At 60.9% G+C, this 17,144-nt stretch carries 14 protein-coding genes, 1 tRNA gene and 1 pseudogene; 8 read left to right on the forward strand and 8 right to left on the reverse strand.

The window, feature by feature from the left end:
* Nucleotides 1-6: 6 nt before the first annotated feature.
* Nucleotides 7-876: a LysR substrate-binding domain-containing protein gene (locus HBJ59_RS00485; protein ID WP_076014551.1), complete on the forward strand. Its 870-nt coding sequence runs from the start codon at nt 7-9 to the stop codon at nt 874-876.
* On the opposite strand, the gene HBJ59_RS00490 is transcribed toward HBJ59_RS00485, so the two are convergent.
* Nucleotides 873-2,918, reverse strand: a complete 2,046-nt coding sequence (locus tag HBJ59_RS00490) for a prolyl oligopeptidase family protein (protein ID WP_167662495.1) — start codon at nt 2,916-2,918, stop codon at nt 873-875. The two genes, HBJ59_RS00485 and HBJ59_RS00490, sit on opposite strands and share 4 nt — an antisense overlap.
* Nucleotides 2,919-3,266: 348 nt before the next feature.
* The gene (locus HBJ59_RS00495; RefSeq protein WP_167662496.1) at nt 3,267-4,763 is read right to left on the reverse strand and encodes a PLP-dependent aminotransferase family protein; all 1,497 of its coding nucleotides are present in this window, start codon (nt 4,761-4,763) and stop codon (nt 3,267-3,269) included.
* Nucleotides 4,764-4,916: 153 nt separating this feature from the next.
* Between HBJ59_RS00495 and HBJ59_RS00500 the strand changes: the two genes are divergently transcribed.
* Nucleotides 4,917-6,167 (forward strand): benzoate/H(+) symporter BenE family transporter, encoded by a 1,251-nt coding sequence (locus HBJ59_RS00500; RefSeq protein ID WP_167662497.1) that lies wholly within the window; start codon nt 4,917-4,919, stop codon nt 6,165-6,167.
* A gap of 19 nt (nt 6,168-6,186) precedes the next feature.
* Here HBJ59_RS00500 and salA read toward each other — a convergent pair whose 3' ends face one another.
* On the reverse strand, nt 6,187-7,461 hold the full coding sequence (salA, locus tag HBJ59_RS00505) for a salicylate 1-monooxygenase (protein WP_167662498.1): 1,275 nt from the start codon (nt 7,459-7,461) through the stop codon (nt 6,187-6,189).
* A gap of 140 nt (nt 7,462-7,601) precedes the next feature.
* Here salA and HBJ59_RS00510 point away from each other — a divergent pair, with 140 nt between their 5' ends.
* Nucleotides 7,602-8,501 (forward strand): LysR family transcriptional regulator, encoded by a 900-nt coding sequence (locus tag HBJ59_RS00510; protein WP_076014546.1) that lies wholly within the window; start codon nt 7,602-7,604, stop codon nt 8,499-8,501.
* Nucleotides 8,502-8,505: 4 nt separating this feature from the next.
* On the opposite strand, the gene HBJ59_RS00515 is transcribed toward HBJ59_RS00510, so the two are convergent.
* The gene (locus tag HBJ59_RS00515; protein ID WP_167662499.1) at nt 8,506-9,408 is read right to left on the reverse strand and encodes a LysR family transcriptional regulator; all 903 of its coding nucleotides are present in this window, start codon (nt 9,406-9,408) and stop codon (nt 8,506-8,508) included.
* 151 nt (nt 9,409-9,559) lie between these two features.
* On the opposite strand from HBJ59_RS00515, the gene HBJ59_RS00520 reads away from it, so the two are divergent.
* The 4 genes from HBJ59_RS00520 to HBJ59_RS00535 are packed head-to-tail and all read left to right on the forward strand — an operon-like array spanning nt 9,560 to nt 12,229.
* Entirely contained in the window at nt 9,560-9,757 is a 198-nt protein-coding gene (locus HBJ59_RS00520) for a 4-oxalocrotonate tautomerase family protein (protein ID WP_058822715.1), read from the forward strand.
* Between the two features lie 50 nt (nt 9,758-9,807).
* Nucleotides 9,808-10,161 carry a putative quinol monooxygenase gene (locus HBJ59_RS00525; RefSeq protein WP_167662500.1) on the forward strand — a complete coding sequence of 118 codons (354 nt, stop codon included), beginning with the start codon at nt 9,808-9,810 and terminating at the stop codon, nt 10,159-10,161.
* Between the two features lie 41 nt (nt 10,162-10,202).
* Nucleotides 10,203-10,817 (forward strand): nitroreductase family protein, encoded by a 615-nt coding sequence (locus HBJ59_RS00530; protein WP_167662501.1) that lies wholly within the window; start codon nt 10,203-10,205, stop codon nt 10,815-10,817.
* A gap of 59 nt (nt 10,818-10,876) precedes the next feature.
* Nucleotides 10,877-12,229 carry an MFS transporter gene (locus tag HBJ59_RS00535; RefSeq protein WP_167662502.1) on the forward strand — a complete coding sequence of 451 codons (1,353 nt, stop codon included), beginning with the start codon at nt 10,877-10,879 and terminating at the stop codon, nt 12,227-12,229.
* A 109-nt stretch (nt 12,230-12,338) separates the two neighbouring features.
* Here HBJ59_RS00535 and HBJ59_RS00540 read toward each other — a convergent pair.
* Both HBJ59_RS00540 and HBJ59_RS00545 read right to left on the reverse strand, forming a co-directional pair.
* Nucleotides 12,339-12,521, reverse strand: a pseudogene (locus HBJ59_RS00540) (LysR substrate-binding domain-containing protein); the annotation flags it as partial.
* Nucleotides 12,522-12,679: 158 nt separating this feature from the next.
* Nucleotides 12,680-12,755, reverse strand: a tRNA-Asn gene (locus tag HBJ59_RS00545).
* 175 nt (nt 12,756-12,930) lie between these two features.
* Between HBJ59_RS00545 and HBJ59_RS00550 the strand changes: the two genes are divergently transcribed.
* Entirely contained in the window at nt 12,931-14,313 is a 1,383-nt protein-coding gene (locus HBJ59_RS00550; RefSeq protein WP_178124237.1) for a glycerophosphodiester phosphodiesterase family protein, read from the forward strand.
* A gap of 42 nt (nt 14,314-14,355) precedes the next feature.
* Here HBJ59_RS00550 and HBJ59_RS00555 read toward each other — a convergent pair whose 3' ends face one another.
* A complete protein-coding gene (locus HBJ59_RS00555) occupies nt 14,356-15,588 on the reverse strand; it encodes a CaiB/BaiF CoA-transferase family protein (RefSeq protein WP_076014467.1) in 1,233 nt (410 codons plus the stop codon).
* A 26-nt stretch (nt 15,589-15,614) separates the two neighbouring features.
* Nucleotides 15,615-17,144 carry a 3-hydroxyacyl-CoA dehydrogenase gene (locus HBJ59_RS00560; protein ID WP_167662503.1) on the reverse strand — a complete coding sequence of 510 codons (1,530 nt, stop codon included), beginning with the start codon at nt 17,142-17,144 and terminating at the stop codon, nt 15,615-15,617.

Consider the following 17,144-nt stretch of genomic DNA (forward strand, 5'->3'; position numbering starts at 1 on the left):
ATCAGCATGCTTAACCATTGGCCGCCCCTGGGCACCCTTCGCGGCTTCGAAGCCGCCGCCCGGTTGGGCAGTTTCCACAAGGCCGCCGAGGAACTGCACCTCACCCAATCGGCAATCAGCCAGCAAATTCGCAGCCTTGAGGCGTACCTGGAACAGCCGCTGTTTTTCCGCAGTGGGCGCAGCGTCAGCCTGACCGATGCCGGGCACGATTTCCTCAGCACCACCCAGGCGTTATTGCAGCAATTGGCCGTGGGGGTTCGTCGCCTGGGGCAGTACCGCAAACCCAATCAACTGGTGCTCAACACCACGCCAACCTTCGCCCGCCACTGGCTGTTGCCGCGCCTGGAAGATTTCCGCCGCCAGCACCCTGAAGTAGACCTGTGGATATTCAGCACCGACGAAGTCCCGGACATGGCCAGCCAGACCATCGACCTCGCCGTGCGCGACGACATCAGTTCCCAGGCCGAATGCAGCTTCAAGGTGCTGCATGCCGACCGCCTTTTCCCAGCGTGCCATCCGCGCGTGTTGGCACTGCCCAAGGAGCAACGCACCACCCTCCACGGCGAGCGGGAGATGGATTGGAGCCATTGGGCGGTAGAGGCCGGGATTGATGTGGGCCAGAAGGATCAGGGGCTGAACTTCTCTGACCCGGGGCTGTTGCTGGATGCGGCCTGTACGGGCTTGGGGATTGCGCTGGTCAGCCGGTTATTGAGTCGCCAGCCGCTGGAAAGCGGGCTATTGCAGCCGCTGGTAGAGGCAACCATTCGTGGGCCCAACTGGGCCTTGCTGACCCACCGTGACAGCGAAAACAACCCGCTGGCACGGTGCTTCAGTGAATGGTTGATCGCCAACCTGGCAACTGCCTGCGCCGGTTAGTCGCGGCTGACGCTCAACTTCTCCCACAAAAAGCTGTAGACCAGCGCACTCATGTGCGCAGCCTGTGCATTGTCCGCCGCCCCGCCGTGCCCACCTTCGATATTTTCGTAGTACGTCACGTCCTTGCCAGCCTCCATCATCTTCGCCGCCAGCTTGCGAGCGTGGGCCGGATGCACGCGGTCATCGCGGGTCGAGGTCAGGAAAAACACCGGTGGGTAGGCCTTCGCCGGATCGAACAGGTGGTACGGCGAAAACGTCTGGATGTACGCCCACTCTTCAGGCTCGTCCGGATTACCGTACTCCCCCATCCACGACGCTCCGGCCAACAAGAGGTGGTAACGCTGCATGTCGAGCAAGGGCACCTGGGAGACGATTGCACCGAACAGTTCAGGGTATTGGGTCAGCATATTGCCGACCAACAGGCCACCGTTACTGCCACCCTCCGCGCCCAGATGTCGGGGCGAAGTAATCCCACGGCCGATCAGGTCACGGGCCACCGCGGCAAAATCTTCATAGGCGCGCGGACGGTTCTGCTTGAGTGCCGCCTGGTGCCAGCGAGGACCGTATTCACCGCCACCGCGAATGTTGGCAACCACGTACCCCCCGCCTTTCGAAAGCCAGGCGCGGCCTACTTCACCGGAGTAATGCGGGGTCAGGGAGTGTTCAAAACCGCCGTAGCCATAGAGCAAGGTCGGCGCCGTGCCATCGAGTGGCAAGTCTTTCCCGCGCACCACGAAATACGGCACACGGGTGCCATCCCTGGACACCGCGAAGTGCTGCTCGACCAGGTGCAGGCTGGAGTCGAAGAATGCCGGCAGGGTTTTCAGTGCCTCGGGCGGATGACCGATCTCGGCGAGCGACAAGGTGGTCGGCGTCAGGTAGTCGGTGGTTACCAGCCAGACCGCATCACTGTCGTCGCTGTCCACCGCGCTGGCATACACCGTCCCCATGCCGGGCGCGCCGGTGAACGCGCTGTGCTGCCATCCGTTCGCGCCGGGAGTCAGCACACTGAGACGGTTTTTGACGTGATCGAGTACGTTCAGCACCAGGTGATTCAGCGTCCAGAAAAAACCCGCCAGCGAGGTACTGTCCGTAGGGGTGAACAGCACGTCGAAATCCCGCTGCCCTGCCATGAAACGATCGAACCGGATCGCCAGCAACGAACCGGCCACAAACACCTCATCAAGCGTCCAGTCCTCCCGCAGTTCCAGCAGCAGCCAGTCTTTGTATACCGACTTTTCCGCCGAGTTCGGCGCGTCGATTTTGCTTAACTGGTTGTCGCTGCCCCGCAGGTACAGCTCGTTGTTGTAGAACGCCAGCGTGCGGCTGACGAAATCACGCTCATAGCCCGGCGTATCATCGTGCATCGCCGCAATGTACATATCATCCAGCGTGCCCTCGTAGACAATACGGGCGGCACTCATCGGCGTACCACGCTGCCACTGTTTGACGATGCGCGGGTAACCGGAGCGGGTCATCGTGCCCTCACCAAAATCGGTGAAGACATAGGCGTTGTCATGGTCGATCCAGCCCAGGCCGCCCTTGGACTCGGGCAACTGGAAACCGTCTTCGACCCAGGTCTTGGTGGCCAGATCAAACTCCCGGGTGACACTCGCATCCGCGCCGCCGCGGGACAACGCCAGCAGGCAGCGCTGGTAGTCCGGGCGCAAATAGTCAGCACCGTGCCATACCCAGTTTTCGCCCTCGGCGGCGTTCAGCGCATCCAGGTCCAGCAGCGTTTCCCAGGCAGGCTGAGGCTTGCGGTATTCCGCCAGCGTGGTGCGACGCCACAGGCCCCGCGGGTGAGCGGCGTCCATCCAGAAGTTGTAGTAATGGGCGCCGACCTTGTCGACGTGGGGGATATTGCTGTCCGAGTCCAGCATCTCCAGCACATCGGCTTTGATTTGCCGGAAGCTGTCGGAGCGGGCGAGTCGGTCTTCGGTCTTGAGGTTCTGAGCTTGCACCCAGTGCATCGATTGCTCGCCTTCGACGTCTTCAAGCCATTGGAAAGGATCAGCGGTGATGGTGGGAAGCGTGGTCATGCTCGACTCCTGTCGACAAACAGCCATGGATAGCACGTAGGGGGAAAATCTTGAACGTCTTTTTCAGTTGGGCAAAGCCGGGGCATTAGGTGGAGCGCCATCAAGACTTGAACCGACCTGCATGACGCAAACGTACTCCAACCACCCCGACCAGTCCTAGCGGAACGCTCAGCAAGCAACAATGGCCAGCGGTCGGGAGACCAGCAAGGTTTTTACGTACAACCGCATTTCACACATATCGGTCAGCTCGCCGGTACTCACATCCACCAGCGGCAGGTTGCCCCAGTTGCCCTTTTTGAAATGTTTACTCGCTATGGGGGCCAAGAGAGCTGGGGCTTTGCAGGCCTATTACTTACTCAGCGCATTGGCCAGGCGCAGCATCGCTGCTTCGATTTCATAGGCGGTCAAGGACGAATACCCCAATAGCCAACCGTGTTTCTTCTCCTCGCCGGCGTACAGCCGACTGAGGCCGGGCAGTTGCACGCCCGCGCTGGCAGCTTGGCGGAGGGTCCTTTCCTCCGACCAACCATCGTGCAGCAGGCAGGGAATTTGTAGCCCGCCGGGAGGACGCAAAGCGGTAACGATGCCGTCCAGGTGCTTGCCGATCGCATCGAGCATGATGGAACGGCGCCCGGCATACAGCTTGCGCATGGCCCGGACATGGGCGTTGTAGTGGCCGTCCTCCATAAAACGCGCCAGGGTCAGTTGCAGGATTTGTGGCGTGTGACCGTCGATGATGCTGCGCGCGTAGGTGAAGGCGTTGATCAACTCGTGGGGCAGTACCATGTAGCCCATTCGCAACCCAGGGTAGAGGGTCTTGCTGAAGGTGCCGATGTAGAGGGTACGCTGGTACTTGTCCAGGCCCTGAACGCAGGCAGTAGGCTGCCCGTCGTAGTGAAACTCGCTGTCGTAGTCATCTTCGATGACCCACTTGCCCTTCTCCGCTGCCCAGTTGATCAGCTCAAGACGACGCTCCAGCGGCAAGGTCGCGCCGGTGGGGTATTGATGAGACGGCGTGACATAGACGCAATTGGCGCCGCTACGGTCGGCGTACAGCAGGTCCGTGCGGATGCCCTGGGCATCGACGTCAATGGGCACGACCTTGGTCTCGGCGGTTTCAAAGGCCTTCCTGGCGCCGTAGTAGCCCGGGTTTTCCAGCAGGATTGGTTTGCCGGCGTCCACTAGCAACTGGGCACACAGGAACAGGGCCTGGCGAGTGCTGCTCAACACCAGAATCTGATCGGGGGAGCATGTGGCCCCGCGTTCGAGGTTCAAGTAGGTGGCTATGGCCTTGCGCAGAGGCTCGGCGCCTTGCGGGTCTCCGTGCAGCAGCACATTGCCGCGGTAGTCCTTCATGACCTGGCGTTGCAGGCGTTCCCAGACATCGGTGGGGAAGGTGCGGGTTTCCGGCAGACCTGTGGCAAAGGCCTTGATCACCTGTTGATCGTTAACTCCACCACTGTCGAAAATCATCCGACCGCGCCGGCTCAAACCCGGTCCTGGCGCCACCTCGCTGCGTGGGGTGTCTTGCAACTTCATACGCCGACGCGCCGCCCCGCGCAATTCGGTACCAACCGTCTCGGATACATAGCTGCCCGAACCCTCGCGCCGCACGATGAAGCCATCACGCTGCAATTGCACGTAGGCGTTCTCGACCGTGTCGCGGGCAACGCCGAGCGTCTTGGCCAGAACCCGGGTTGCCGGCAGTTTCAGGCCTGCGTCAAGGGCTCCGTCGAGGATCAGTGCACGCAGGGCTCGCTGAATCTGCTGGTGCAGATCCAGCAACTGAAACTCGGGGTCGGTGAGCCGCATCTTCAGTGTTTCGAGCTCGAAGGTTTTTGCCATGCGGTCTGCCCTAGATAAATAAGTTGGCCTGCAAAGAAAAGTGGTCTGGTTGCATACGCAAAAGTGTAGGGGCTAAACAGGCCAGTTCAGCGTTATAAATCACTTTCCAGTCGAGGCCAAGTACCTCTCTTTGCAAGGAGCAAAATTAAAGCCATGCCTTCTTCAACATCCAAGTCATCTATTCGCCTCGGCGATCTCCTTCATCCGATTGTCGCCGGCCTGATCTCGGTCATCGTCAACTATGGCGGCACCTTCATTCTGGTCTTCCAGGCAGCCAAGGTCGCTGGGCTGAGCCCTGAGTTGACAGCTTCGTGGGTGTGGTCCGTGTCGATTGGCGTGGGCGTTACCGGGCTGGTCCTCAGTTGGGTTTCTCGCGAGCCGATCATCACTGCGTGGTCGACACCCGCCGCGGCATTCCTGGTCGTCGCCCTGGCCACCACGCCCTATGCCGAGGCGGTGGGCGCGTACATGATCTCGGCCGCTGCCTTCGTGCTATTGGGCTTGTCCGGCTACTTCGAAAAAGTCATCCGACTGATCCCGCCGGGTGTGGCCGCAGGGCTGCTGGCCGGCATCCTGCTGCAGTTTGGCATCGGGGCTTTTGGCGGCATGAGCATTGACCCGATGCTGGTCGGGTTGCTGATCGGTGCCTACATCCTGCTCAAACGTTTTACCGCGCGCTACGCGGTGGTGGGCATTCTGGCAGTGGGGTTGGCCTTCCTGCTGATTCAGGGACGCCTGGATTTGTCGGGGCTGGGGCTGCAACTCGCGGCACCCGTGTTCACCCAGCCTGAGTTCTCGCTCAATGCTTTGCTCAGTGTCGCGCTGCCGCTGTTTCTGATCACCCTGACCGGCCAGTACATGCCTGGCATGCTGGTACTGCGCAACGATGGGTTCAGCACCAGTGCCAATCCGATCGTGACCCTCACCGGGTTGGGTTCCTTGCTCATGGCGCCCTTTGGTTCTCACGCGTTCAACATCGCGGCGATTACAGCAGCCATCTGCACCGGCAAGGAGGCCCATGAAGAACCCTCCAAACGCTGGATCGCCGGCATGGCTGCGGGCGTCTTCTACATCCTCGTAGGGATCTTCGGTGTGACCCTCGCGGCGGTGTTCATGGCCTTCCCGGCAGCCTTCATCACAACGCTGGCCGGGCTTGCCCTGCTGGGCACCATCGGCGGCAGCCTGGCCAGTGCCATGGCCGACGCCAAATCCCGCGAAGCCTCGCTGATTACCTTTTTGGCTGCCGCCGCCAACATCACGTTGTTCGGCATCGGTGGAGCATTCTGGGGGCTGCTGATGGGGCTGGTGGCGTACGCCGTACTCAACGGCCGTTTGCCGCGTCGCGAGCCGGTCTCCATCAATCCTGCTGCCGAGCCTGTGACCCGTAAAGGCGCTGCCAACTGATATACGCGATCAAACGGCTTCAGCCCCACCCAAGCCGAGTGTGTGCATCTGCAAGGTCCGACTGCATGTCGTGGTTCCATAACCAGTCGAATCGACTAGCCAGAGTGGTGGACAGGAGGGCTTCTCGATCCTCGACCTGAAGGTCCCGAAACTCATAGAGTTCGCCGGCCTCCCAGGAGGTGCGCTGCACGCGGCAGGCGCGTGGTCGCCGGATCGCGTCATACGCCTGGAGTACGTCTTGGGCGTTACTCTCCAACACTCGTGGGTCTCCCAGCAGGCGGGCGAGCAGCCAGGCATCTTCCAGCCCTTGCCCTGCCCCGGCACCTTGGTGTGGGAGCATGGCGTGAGCAGCGTCACCGATCAGTCCGACCCGGCCATGGGTATAACCTGCAAGCTCGTCGAGGTCATGAAGGGCCCACAGGGTCGGCTCGGGAATGCATTCGAGCAGAACGCGTACGGCATCGCCCCATTCGGCGAACGCCTCCAGCATCTGGGCCTGGCTGGTGCTTTTCACCCAGGGTGTGCCTGGTGGCCATACCGGGTTCGGGTCGCTGCGGTCAGAAACAAACGCCACCACGTTGATCAGCCTGCCTTGCTTGACGGGGAATGTGAGGATGTGGGCGTCCAGGCCCAGGTACATTTGCGGGACGTTAATCAGGTGCTCGTCGACACCAGCCACGCGATAGGCGGCGCGTAGTTGTTCGCTGTCGATCATGCCGCGGTAGGCGCAGGTGCCGCTGAATCGCGGTGCGACCAAAGGCTGGCCCAGGCCTTGAAGTACATAGTCGCGAAGATTGGACTTGATACCGTCTGCGGCGATCAACAGGTCGCACTCATAGTCCGTGCCGTCGGTGAACTGGACGCTGACCCTGTCGCCCGTCTCTTGTGCGCTGACCGCACGCTTATCGAAGCGCGCGATGCCGTCCGGCAGTTGTTTGGCCAAGGCATCAAGGAAATCTGCACGGTGCACGGAGGACTGGCCCACGCCGTGGGCGACGCTGGCACCGAGATAGCCGGCGTCTGCGCCGCGACGCCATTCAAACCAGATGTCTTGCCACGGTTGCGGGGCTCGGTCAGCGATCCGTTCGTAGGGTTTGCCAATGCCCAGTCCTTCGATGGCGCGAACAGCGTTCGCACCAAACGACACACCGGCGCCCACCTCACCAAAGGCGGGAGCTGCTTCGAATAATGTCACTTCCAGGTGCTTGTGACGGCACAGATCGAGTGCCAGGGCCACGCCAGCGATGCCGCCGCCGACAATGCCCACCTGCAAGACAGAATGAGGGCTAGTCATGGGTAAACCTTATGTTTGTTTTTGGAATTGACCGATCATGACTATTCACAAAGCATTGATAAATGCCCTCACAGCCATACAAACTATCACCATCCTGAATACGCATAACCCTTCTGAATTCCACAGAGCGACAAGCCGAGATGAATCTGCGCGAGCTGGACCTCAACCTTTTGGTGATCTTCAACCAGATACTGCTGGACCGAAGCGTGTCAGCAGCAGCCGAGAGCCTCGGGCTTACTCAACCCGCTGTCAGTAACGCGCTGAAGCGGCTGCGGACCACGTTCAACGATGAACTGTTTGTACGGACACCCAAGGGCATGCAGCCCACACCCTATGCCGCGCAACTGGCGGAACCCGTCTCCCAGGCAATCGGCCTGTTGCACGGCGCGATCAACCGCCACGATGAATTCGACCCGGCCACCAGCCAGAAAAGGTTCGTGGTGGCGATGACTGACATCGGCGAAATTTACTTTGTGCCGCGCTTGATCGAGGCGCTGCTGAAGCAAGCTCCGGGCGTTTCGGTGAGTACCCTGCGCAGCAATGCCGAGCTCTCCGAAAGCATGGCCAATGGTGAGGTGGATCTGGCGGTCGGGCTCCTGCCGGACCTGCAGGCAGGCTTCTACCAGCGCCGCCTGTTTCATCACCGCTATGTGTGCCTGTGCCGAAAAAACCACCCGCTGACTGAACTGCCGATGACCCGGGAACGATTCTGTGAGTTCGGACATGTGAGGATTGTGGCCGCCAGCACCGGCCACGGCGAAATCGACACACACATGCAGCGCGCAGGCCTGCAACGTGAGATTCGGTTAGAGGTGCCGCACTTTGTTGCGGTGGGTCATATCCTGCAGAACACTGACCTGATCGCCACCGTCCCCGAGCGTTTCGCCAACAGTTGCGCCGGCCCTTTTGGCCTGACGAGCCTACCCTTGCCCCTGCCCTTGCCCGAGATTGCGATCAACCTGTTCTGGCACGGCAAATACAATCGCGACCCGGCCAATAAATGGTTCCGACAACTGATGTTTGAGCTGTTCAGCGATTAGCCCATCACTGCCAATGCGCACACAGCTTGACCAGTTCATCCACCACATACCTCACCTTCGGCCGCAGGTGCGACACCTTCGGCCAAACGGCATGCACATCCACCGCTTCCGGTTCATAGGTGTGCAGCACCTCTACCAACCGGCCCGCTTCGATATCGTCCTGGAACAGGCTACGCGGCATCTGGCATAAGCCGGCGCCCGCAACCGCCGCAAGAATCATGACTTCGCCATCACCAATCTGATGGGTAGAGGGTGGCGCGTAGCGCACCGTCTGCCCTGCCTGCATGACTCGCCACGCCAACGGCTGGCCGCGTCGATGCCCGACAATGCAGCGGTGGTGATTAAGATCTTCGAGGGTATGTGGCACGCCAAAACGTGTCAGGTAGCCAGGTGCGGCACAAATGGCCCAGCGCTGGCGCATCAACCGGCGCGCGACCAGACCGCTGGTGTCCTGCAATTCGCCGAAACGCACCAACAAGTCGATCCCCTCCTCGAAGGGGTCCACCAGATGATCGGAAAATGTCAGGCTCAATTGCAGCGCCGGGTACTTGTTGGCGATCTCGAAGAGCAGGGGCGCAACGACGCGACGACCGAAGGCCACCGGAATATCGACGCGCAATCGCCCTGAAGGCTCACCACCACCGGGACCCAGGCCACTTTCGGCGGCGCCGATTTCTTCCAGCGCCGTAGAGCACGCCGCGAAATAGGCTTCGCCATCGGCGGTCAATGAAATCCGTCGGGTGGTGCGATGAAACAGCTGCACCCCCAGGCGCTCCTCCAATCGGGCGATGGCTTTGCCCACAGCAGATTTCGACAGCCCCAACCGCTCGGCAGCCTGGGTGAAGCTGGACGAGCGAGCAGCAACCACAAAGGTGATAACGCCCTGGAAGGAATCAATGGGTACCATGTCGGGCTCGCTGATTGTAGAGTTTTAGTCTACCCAGATTATAGCTGGAGGCCGTTTATCGCCAGCTTGTTCGCCATTACGATGGATTCCAGTCAAACAACAGTGCACACCACGCACTGCGCCCCGATCAATGTCCCAAGAGGAATGCCTTATGCCCGTCGTACGAGTGAGCTGGTTCGAAGGTAAAGAACACGCGCAAAAAGCCGCTGTTGCCGCCGACATCACCGAAAGCATCGTCAAGCACACCGGCACTGACGCCAATTACATCTACGTCATTTTCGAAGACGTCGCAGCGTCCGATTGGGCTGGCGCCGGCAAGCTGTTCGGGGATGCCCCAGACAAGTCTTGACCCCCTCCTACTCAACAGGCGCCGCCTGGCGCCTCTGACGGACACTCATCATGCACCCCTACATCTCCTGCCTGTTTACCCTCGCGGTAAAACCCGCGGAATTCGCCGAGTTCAAGACGCTGATCGCCTCAATCGTCACGGCCACCCGTGCAGAGCCAGGCACGCTGGTTTACGAATACAGCGCCAACGAAGACACCAGCACCGTTCATATCCTTGAGCGCTACAACGCGGATGCCGTGGTCAGCCACGTCGACACCACGTTTGCACCGTTCGGCCAGCGGTTCCTGGAACTGTGCACCATCACCAGCCTGGTGGTGTACGGCACGCCGGATGCTGAAATCCGCAAGCGCCTGGACCCGTTCGGCGCGGTGTACATGACCCCGTTCGACGGCTTCAGCCGTTGATGTGAACGAAGACACTTGCCCCTTAACGCACAGAGATCGCCATGTCCGGTATTGCCGAAGTTATCAAGTCCCGAATTTCCGCCAACAGCTACGACACTGAACGTCAATTGACCGACGATCAGATCGCCGAGCTGGTCAACCTGGCTACACACGCCCCTTCCGCCTTTAACCTGCAAAACTGGAGGTTCGTGGCGGTTCGCAGCAGCGAAGCCAAGGCGCGACTGCTGCCATTGGCATTTGGCCAACAGAAGGTGGTGGACGCGGCCGTGACGTTTATTGTCTGCGGCACCCTCAACCCACACGAAACGTTGCCGGCTGCGCTGAAGCCGTCGGTGGATGCCGGCATCATCGACCAGTCGATCTACGACATGTGGGTCGGTGCGGCCCAGGGCATGTACGGGGAGAACCCGCAGTTACAGCGCGACGAAGCCATCCGCTCCGGCTCCCTGGCCGCGATGACGCTGATGCTGGCGGCCAAAGGCCAAGGGCTGATTTCAACCCCGATGATTGGATTCGACCAACCTGCAGTGGCTAAGGAGTTCGGCCTGTCGGATGCGGAAATCCCCGTCATGATGGTCACCGCTGGCTACCCAGGCGCGACCAACTGGCCACAAAAACCACGCAAAGCCGTCAACGACGTTCTGCAGTTCGTTTAAGTGAATTGCGCCAGTGATAGCCAGGCTATCACTGGCGATCGAGGTGAATTACAGCCGCTATGACCCACCCTTCTTCCTCGTTACGAGCCATCCTGACCGCGGCGTGCCTCGGTTTTCTTGTTGTGCAACTGGACGTCAGTGTTGTGAACGTCGGCCTCGGTGCGCTCAAAGAGGCATTCAATAGTGACCTCACGGGCCTGCAGTGGGTCATCAACAGCTATGCGCTGCCGTTTTCTGCCCTGCTGATCCTGGGCGGTGCATGGGGCGATAAATGGGGGGCAAAATCCGTCTTCGCGATGGGTTTCGCCATCTTCACCCTCGCCTCCGTCGGCTGTGGCCTGGCCAATAGCATGCCCCTGCTGATCACGATGCGCATCATCCAGGGCATCGGTGCCGCCTTGCTGATCCCCACCTCACTGACGCTGATTCGCGTGTCGTTTGACGATCCGGACAAACGCCGCTCCGCGGTCGCACTGTGGGGCGCCTGCGGGGGCATCGCATTAGCAGCCGGCCCGGTGATCGGCGGGCTGATGATCGAATACTTTGGCTGGCGAAGTGTGTTTCTGCTCAACATTCCGATCGGCCTGCTGGCGATCCTGCTGATTCTGAAATACGCGCCCGCCTCCCCTCGGGTGGACAAGCACATCGATATTCCCGGGCAAATCAGCATCGCCATTTGCCTGGCAGCGCTGACCTACGGTTTAACCGAATCCAGCGCACAAGGCTGGGTCGGCGCAACACTCGGCGCAATGGTGTTGGCGCTGATCTGCGCGGTGGCCTTTATCTGGATTGAGCGGAGGGTCCCGCACCCCATGCTGCCGGCACGCCTGGCCACGAACAAAGTGCTGGGCAGCATGGCGCTGGCCGGCGCGGCGATCAACCTGACCTTTTACGGCACGGTGTTCGTCTTCAGCATTTACTTCCAGACGTTCCTGCATTACGACGCGTTCAAAACCGGTTTGTCGTTTATTCCGCTGACGGCGGTGCTGACGCTTTCAACCCTGCTTTCATCGCGCTTCGCCAAACGGTTCAGCGCCACCCGCATCATCACCACGGGTTTCACGGTGCAAATCATCGGGTTCGTCACGCTGTCGCAAACCACGTCACACGCCTCTTTGTGGCTGCTCAATGGCGCGCTCATGCTGGTCGGTATTGGCAGCGCCATGTCGGTGCCGTCGATTACCAACGCCATGCTCTCGTCGGTCACCCAGCATGATGCGGGTATCGCGTCGGGGTTGATGGCCTCCGCCAGACAACTGGGCGGCGTGATAGGCGTCGCCGTCTCGGGAGCGATGATCGCCGGTGCTGACGCGGCCGCATTCTCCCGGGGAATGTCGAACGCAATGTTGCTCTCTGCGCTGGCTCTGCTCGTATGTATTGGCGTGAACTTGTTCGTGTCGCGCCGTCCCTGATCGGAAGGTGTCTACTGCTCCCACTGGGGATGACTGAATCGCTCAGCCAGAAAATTGATCAGCACCCGAACCTTGCTCGCCAGGTGTTTACGCGTGGGATAGACCACGTTACCAGAGACCAATTTTCCATCCGCGCAATGCGCACCGCCGCATCGAAGCACTCCTCCACCAGGTCCACCAACCGGTCGTTCAAGCTGATATCCAGCTCGACATTGGGGTAGGCCTTCATGAACTCGCCCCACAGCGGCGCCAGGTGCTGCACGCCAAAGCTGACGGGCGCATTCACCCTCACCGGAAAAGCCTGATCGACGCTACAGGCCGCGCTTGAGCAAAGTGACGAGCGTGGCCCCCTGCAGGCGGAGTGCAGATCAAGATCACCCCTCACCAGGTTTTGCCAGGTCAAATCCCAGGCAAAAAAAAGCCTGCATCTCTGCAGGCTTTTTCACTATCTGGCTCCACGACCTGGACTCGAACCAGGGACCCAATGATTAACAGTCATTTGCTCTACCAACTGAGCTATCGCGGAATGCGCCGTATGTTACTGATTGAAAAGGAGAAGTCAAGCATTCAGTGAGATTTGTGCTTTCCCAAGGTGCGCACTGCTGAAAAGTCATCACTCCACTCCCTGTCACGACTCTGTCATGCGTCAACGCCAACATCCGCAGATGCCCCGCCCCTACCCTCTTCTTGAAGGACGACACATGCACACTCGCTCAGGCCCGCCAGCGGTAAAAACCCTGCTTGCCCGTTTTATCGTTATCGGATGCAGCCTGATGGTGAGCGCGTGTGACAGTGTGACCGGGAGTGCGCCTGCCGCCTCCACTTCCTTCAAGACCCTGGACGGTGCACCTCCACTGGTAATCGGGCATCGCGGCCTGCCGGGGTTGTACCCCGAGGAAACCCGGGCGTCGTATGAGCATGCGGCCGATGCCGGTGCCGACTCGCTCGAGCTGGACCTGCACATGACCAAGGACTGTGTATTGGTAGCTCGGCACAATCCCTGGTTGAGCGACAACACCAACATCAGCGACGTGGCGAAGACCAACCCAGAGGTTGCTCGCCGCAAGCGCACGGTTCCAGGAGTGTTGGTCAATGTCCGGTATCCCGCCACCGCAGAAAATGGCCCGGCCCAGTACCTGAGCGATTTGACCAACCCCAACGATCCAAAGTCAGTGCTGAAATCCTTGATCGTGGACGGCGAAGACCATACCAACGACTGGTCAATCAGCGATTTCACCCTGGCCGAACTCAAGCAATGGATCGGCGGCACGACGTACGACGCCCGCGACGAGCGTCCAACCGAACTCAACGGCAAGCTGCCGATCTTGAGTTTCCAGGAAGTGATCGACATTGCAAAAGCCAAAAGCGCCGCCACAGGCCGTGTGATTACCACCTACCCGGAAAGCAAAAACCCAATCTGGAACAACGCCCAGGCCATCGCCAATGGTTGCGGCGCGCCGGGCAGTCATCCGTTCGAAGCGGCGTTCCTCAAGACTCTTAAAGACAACAACCTCAATCGCAAAGACGCGCCGGTGTTTGTGCAAAGCTTTGACCCGAGCAGCCTGAAGTACCTGCGCTCTATCGGCTTGCAATCCAGGGCGGTGCAGTTGGTGGATGGGAACGGTGTGAACTTCAAGACCGGCGAAACCATTTTCATCACGGACAAACCCAACACCTTCGTCAGCGGCCGCCCCTACAGCTGGACCGTCGCCGGCGACCCACGCGCCTTTGGTGCGATGCTGACTCCGGCCGGGTTGGCCGAGGTCAAGACCTACGCCGACGGCATCGGGCCTTGGAAGCCGCAGGCGATGTCGCTGACCGCCACTTCAGCGCAAAACCCTGGTTTGCCCGAAGTCGACACCTTCAAGCCGACCAACCTGATCAGCGATGCGCACAAGGCTGGTTTGTTCGTCCATATCTTCACCTTCCGCAACGAAGCCAAATACCTGGCGGGTGCCTACAAGGGCGACCCCGCGGCCGAATACTTGGCCTTTTTCCGGGCCGGTGTGGACGGTGTTTTCACGGATTTCACGCCTACGGCCGTTGCTGCCCGAAATACCTACCTGAAAGAAGTAACGCGCTAAACAGTCATCAAGGTGGATGGCGGCCTTCTCGGCCGCCATTGCTCAATCCAACTGTTCGATCACCCCGACCGCCTTGAGCTGCCCCAGTTGCTCCGCCGACAACCCCAGGCGCTCGCCCAGTACCTCATCGGTATGCTGCCCCAACATCGGCGCCGGCCTTACATACTCCACCGGCGTGCCCGACATCTTGATCGGGCTGCCGACCATGGCGAAATCCGGATTCTTGGGATGCGGGATCTTCACCATCAAGCCTCGGGCAATCACCTGCGGCTCTTCCAACGATTGCGCGATGTTATTGATCGCGCCCACCGGCACTTTCGATGCGTGAATACTCGCCACCCACTCGTCCGCCGTACGCCCCAGAAAGTGCGCCGACAACAGCTCGACAATCTCGGCCCGGTGCGCGACCCGATCGGCATTGCGCCGAAAGCGCGGGTCTTGCGGCAGGTGCGGCAAGCCAATGCTGTGGCACAGCGCAACAAACTGGCTGTCGTTGCCGCAGGCAATAATAAAGTCGCGGTCTGCCGCACGGAACACCTGGTACGGCACGATGTTGGCGTGGGCGTTGCCGTACCGCTCAGGTACCTTGCCTGAGGCCAGGTAGTTCATGCTCTGGTTGGCCAGGGTTGCGACCTGTACGTCCAGCAGCGCCATGTCGATGTGTTGACCAACGCCGGTGCGTTCGCGGCTGAGCAGTGCGGCCTGGATGGCGACGGTGGAGTACAGGCCGGTCATCAGGTCGGAGAACGCTACGCCGACTTTTTGCGGGCCGCCGCCGGGCAAGTCGTCGCGCTCGCCGGTGATGCTCATCAGGCCGCCGATGCCCTGGATGATGAAGTCGTAGCCGGGCTCTTCGGCACGCGGGCCGGTCTGGCCGAAACCGGTGATGGAGCAGTACACCAGCCGTGGATTGATCTCGGCCAGGGTCGCGTAATCCAGGCCATAGCGCGCCAGGGAACCGGCCTTGTAGTTTTCGATCAGTACGTCGGAGCTGGCCGCCAGGGCTCGCACCAGTTCCTGGCCTTCGGAGGTGGCGAGGTCGATGGCCACGGATAATTTGCCGCGGTTGGTGGACTGGTAATAAGACGCCTGCCCGGACGACTCGCCGGTGTCGGTCTTCATCCACGGCGGGCCCCAACCACGGGTGTCGTCACCGCTTTGTGGCCGTTCGATCTTGATCACTTCCGCGCCGAGGTCGGCCAATACCTGGCCACACCAGGGACCGGCCAATACCCGGCTTAAATCCAGCACCCGCAAACCTGTCAATGCACCCATTATTCTTGTCCTGTGATGAATCGAAATCAGCCGACTGCCGGCTCTTCATGACGCAGGGAAATCCCCAGCACTGCACGCCGCCGCAGCCAGGGGCTGGGGCGATAACGTGGGTCGTGGGTGAGTTCGCTCATGCGCTGCAAAATCGTGAGGATGCGCCGCGGCCCAAGGGCATCGCCCCAGGCCAGCGGACCCTGTGGGTAACCCAGGCCGAGTTGTACCGCCTGGTCGATGTCGTCGACGCTGGCGATGCGTTGCTGGGCGATGTCGCAGGCCAGGTTGACCACCATCGCCAAGGTGCGTTGGGCGACGAAGCCAACGCTGTCGCTGATCACCGTCACGCCCACCCCGTCACTGGCAAGCAGCGCGTGGGCGGCGTCGCGGGTGGCGGTGGAGGTCAGCGGGTTTTGCATCAGGGTGCGATGGCGTGACAGGTCGGTCAGCAGGTCGATGCACAGGGTGCGCGCCGGGTCGGTGTGGAAGCGCTCGCTGGCCGATGTGGCATCGAGGCCGTAAGGCGCCAGCAGGCATAACGCTTCAGGCGAAGGCTGTGCCGTGCTTTCAAGGTGCGCGCCCAACTTGATCACCAAGGCGCTGAGGCGCTCGTAGTCGTCGGCGTTTTCGGTGGCGATCCACACCGGCGGCAGATGCTTCACCGAAGGCACCGGCTGCGGCTGCGGGCCGTCAACTACCTGGCCATTTTCGTAACGGTAGAAGCCCAGCCCGCTCTTGCGCCCCAGGCGTCCGCCCGCCAGCATCTGGCGGGTCAGGGGCGACGGTTTGTAGCGCGCTTCTTGATAGAACTGGTTGTAGATCGACTCCATCACCGGGTGGGAAACGTCGAGGCCCGTGAGGTCCAGCAGTTCCAGCGGGCCCATGCGAAAGCCTGCGCCTTCACGCAGGATACGGTCGATGTCGCCGCGCTCGGCAATGCCTTCATCGAGCATCTTCAACGCTTCGGTCCCGTAGGCACGGCCGGCGTGGTTGACGATAAAGCCCGGGGTGTCCTTGGCGCGCACGCCGCGATGGCCGGTGCGGGCCACGAAGGCCAGCAGGTCATCGCCGACCTTCGGCGCAGTGGCCAGGCCGTCGATCACTTCGACGACGCGCATCAACGGCACCGGGTTGAAGAAGTGCAGCCCCGCTACCCGCTCAGGGTGTTGGCAACCGGTGGCGATGGCCGTGACCGACAGCGACGAGGTGTTGGTGGCGAGGATGCAGCCCGCGCTGACCACGCCTTCCAGTTGCTGCAACAGGCCGCGCTTGGCGTCGAGGTTTTCGACGATGGCTTCCACCACCAGGTCGCAATCGTGCAATGCCTCAACTGTGGCGGCGACGTGCAGGTTTTCCAGCGCTGCGTCCATCGCCGCCTGGGTGATCTTGCCCTTGGCGGCCAGTTTCGAGAGCGTGGCGCCGAGGTTGTCCCGAGCGGTTTGCGCAGCGCCATCGCGGGCATCGAACAAGCGCACCAACACGCCCGCCTGGGCGGCAATCTGAGCGATGCCGGCGCCCATCACACCGGTGCCTACCAGGCCCATGATCTTGATTGAATCCGTCAT

This window comes from Pseudomonas sp. AN3A02, assembly GCF_011765255.1.
Lineage (GTDB): Bacteria > Pseudomonadota > Gammaproteobacteria > Pseudomonadales > Pseudomonadaceae > Aquipseudomonas.

What these genes read in the sequence shown, in the direction of transcription:
- HBJ59_RS00555 (WP_076014467.1), bottom strand. Translation starts at nt 15,588, where the DNA reads ATGGGTGCATTGACAGGTTTGCGGGTGCTGGATTTAAGCCGGGTATTG.
- HBJ59_RS00535 (WP_167662502.1), top strand. Translation starts at nt 10,877, where the DNA reads ATGACCCACCCTTCTTCCTCGTTACGAGCCATCCTGACCGCGGCGTGC.
- HBJ59_RS00560 (WP_167662503.1), bottom strand. Translation starts at nt 17,144, where the DNA reads ATGACGGATTCAATCAAGATCATGGGCCTGGTAGGCACCGGTGTGATG.
- HBJ59_RS00550 (WP_178124237.1), top strand. Translation starts at nt 12,931, where the DNA reads ATGCACACTCGCTCAGGCCCGCCAGCGGTAAAAACCCTGCTTGCCCGT.
- salA (WP_167662498.1), bottom strand. Translation starts at nt 7,461, where the DNA reads ATGACTAGCCCTCATTCTGTCTTGCAGGTGGGCATTGTCGGCGGCGGC.
- HBJ59_RS00500 (WP_167662497.1), top strand. Translation starts at nt 4,917, where the DNA reads ATGCCTTCTTCAACATCCAAGTCATCTATTCGCCTCGGCGATCTCCTT.
- HBJ59_RS00485 (WP_076014551.1), top strand. Translation starts at nt 7, where the DNA reads ATGCTTAACCATTGGCCGCCCCTGGGCACCCTTCGCGGCTTCGAAGCC.
- HBJ59_RS00510 (WP_076014546.1), top strand. Translation starts at nt 7,602, where the DNA reads ATGAATCTGCGCGAGCTGGACCTCAACCTTTTGGTGATCTTCAACCAG.
- HBJ59_RS00515 (WP_167662499.1), bottom strand. Translation starts at nt 9,408, where the DNA reads ATGGTACCCATTGATTCCTTCCAGGGCGTTATCACCTTTGTGGTTGCT.
- HBJ59_RS00530 (WP_167662501.1), top strand. Translation starts at nt 10,203, where the DNA reads ATGTCCGGTATTGCCGAAGTTATCAAGTCCCGAATTTCCGCCAACAGC.
- HBJ59_RS00520 (WP_058822715.1), top strand. Translation starts at nt 9,560, where the DNA reads ATGCCCGTCGTACGAGTGAGCTGGTTCGAAGGTAAAGAACACGCGCAA.
- HBJ59_RS00525 (WP_167662500.1), top strand. Translation starts at nt 9,808, where the DNA reads ATGCACCCCTACATCTCCTGCCTGTTTACCCTCGCGGTAAAACCCGCG.
- HBJ59_RS00495 (WP_167662496.1), bottom strand. Translation starts at nt 4,763, where the DNA reads ATGGCAAAAACCTTCGAGCTCGAAACACTGAAGATGCGGCTCACCGAC.
- HBJ59_RS00490 (WP_167662495.1), bottom strand. Translation starts at nt 2,918, where the DNA reads ATGACCACGCTTCCCACCATCACCGCTGATCCTTTCCAATGGCTTGAA.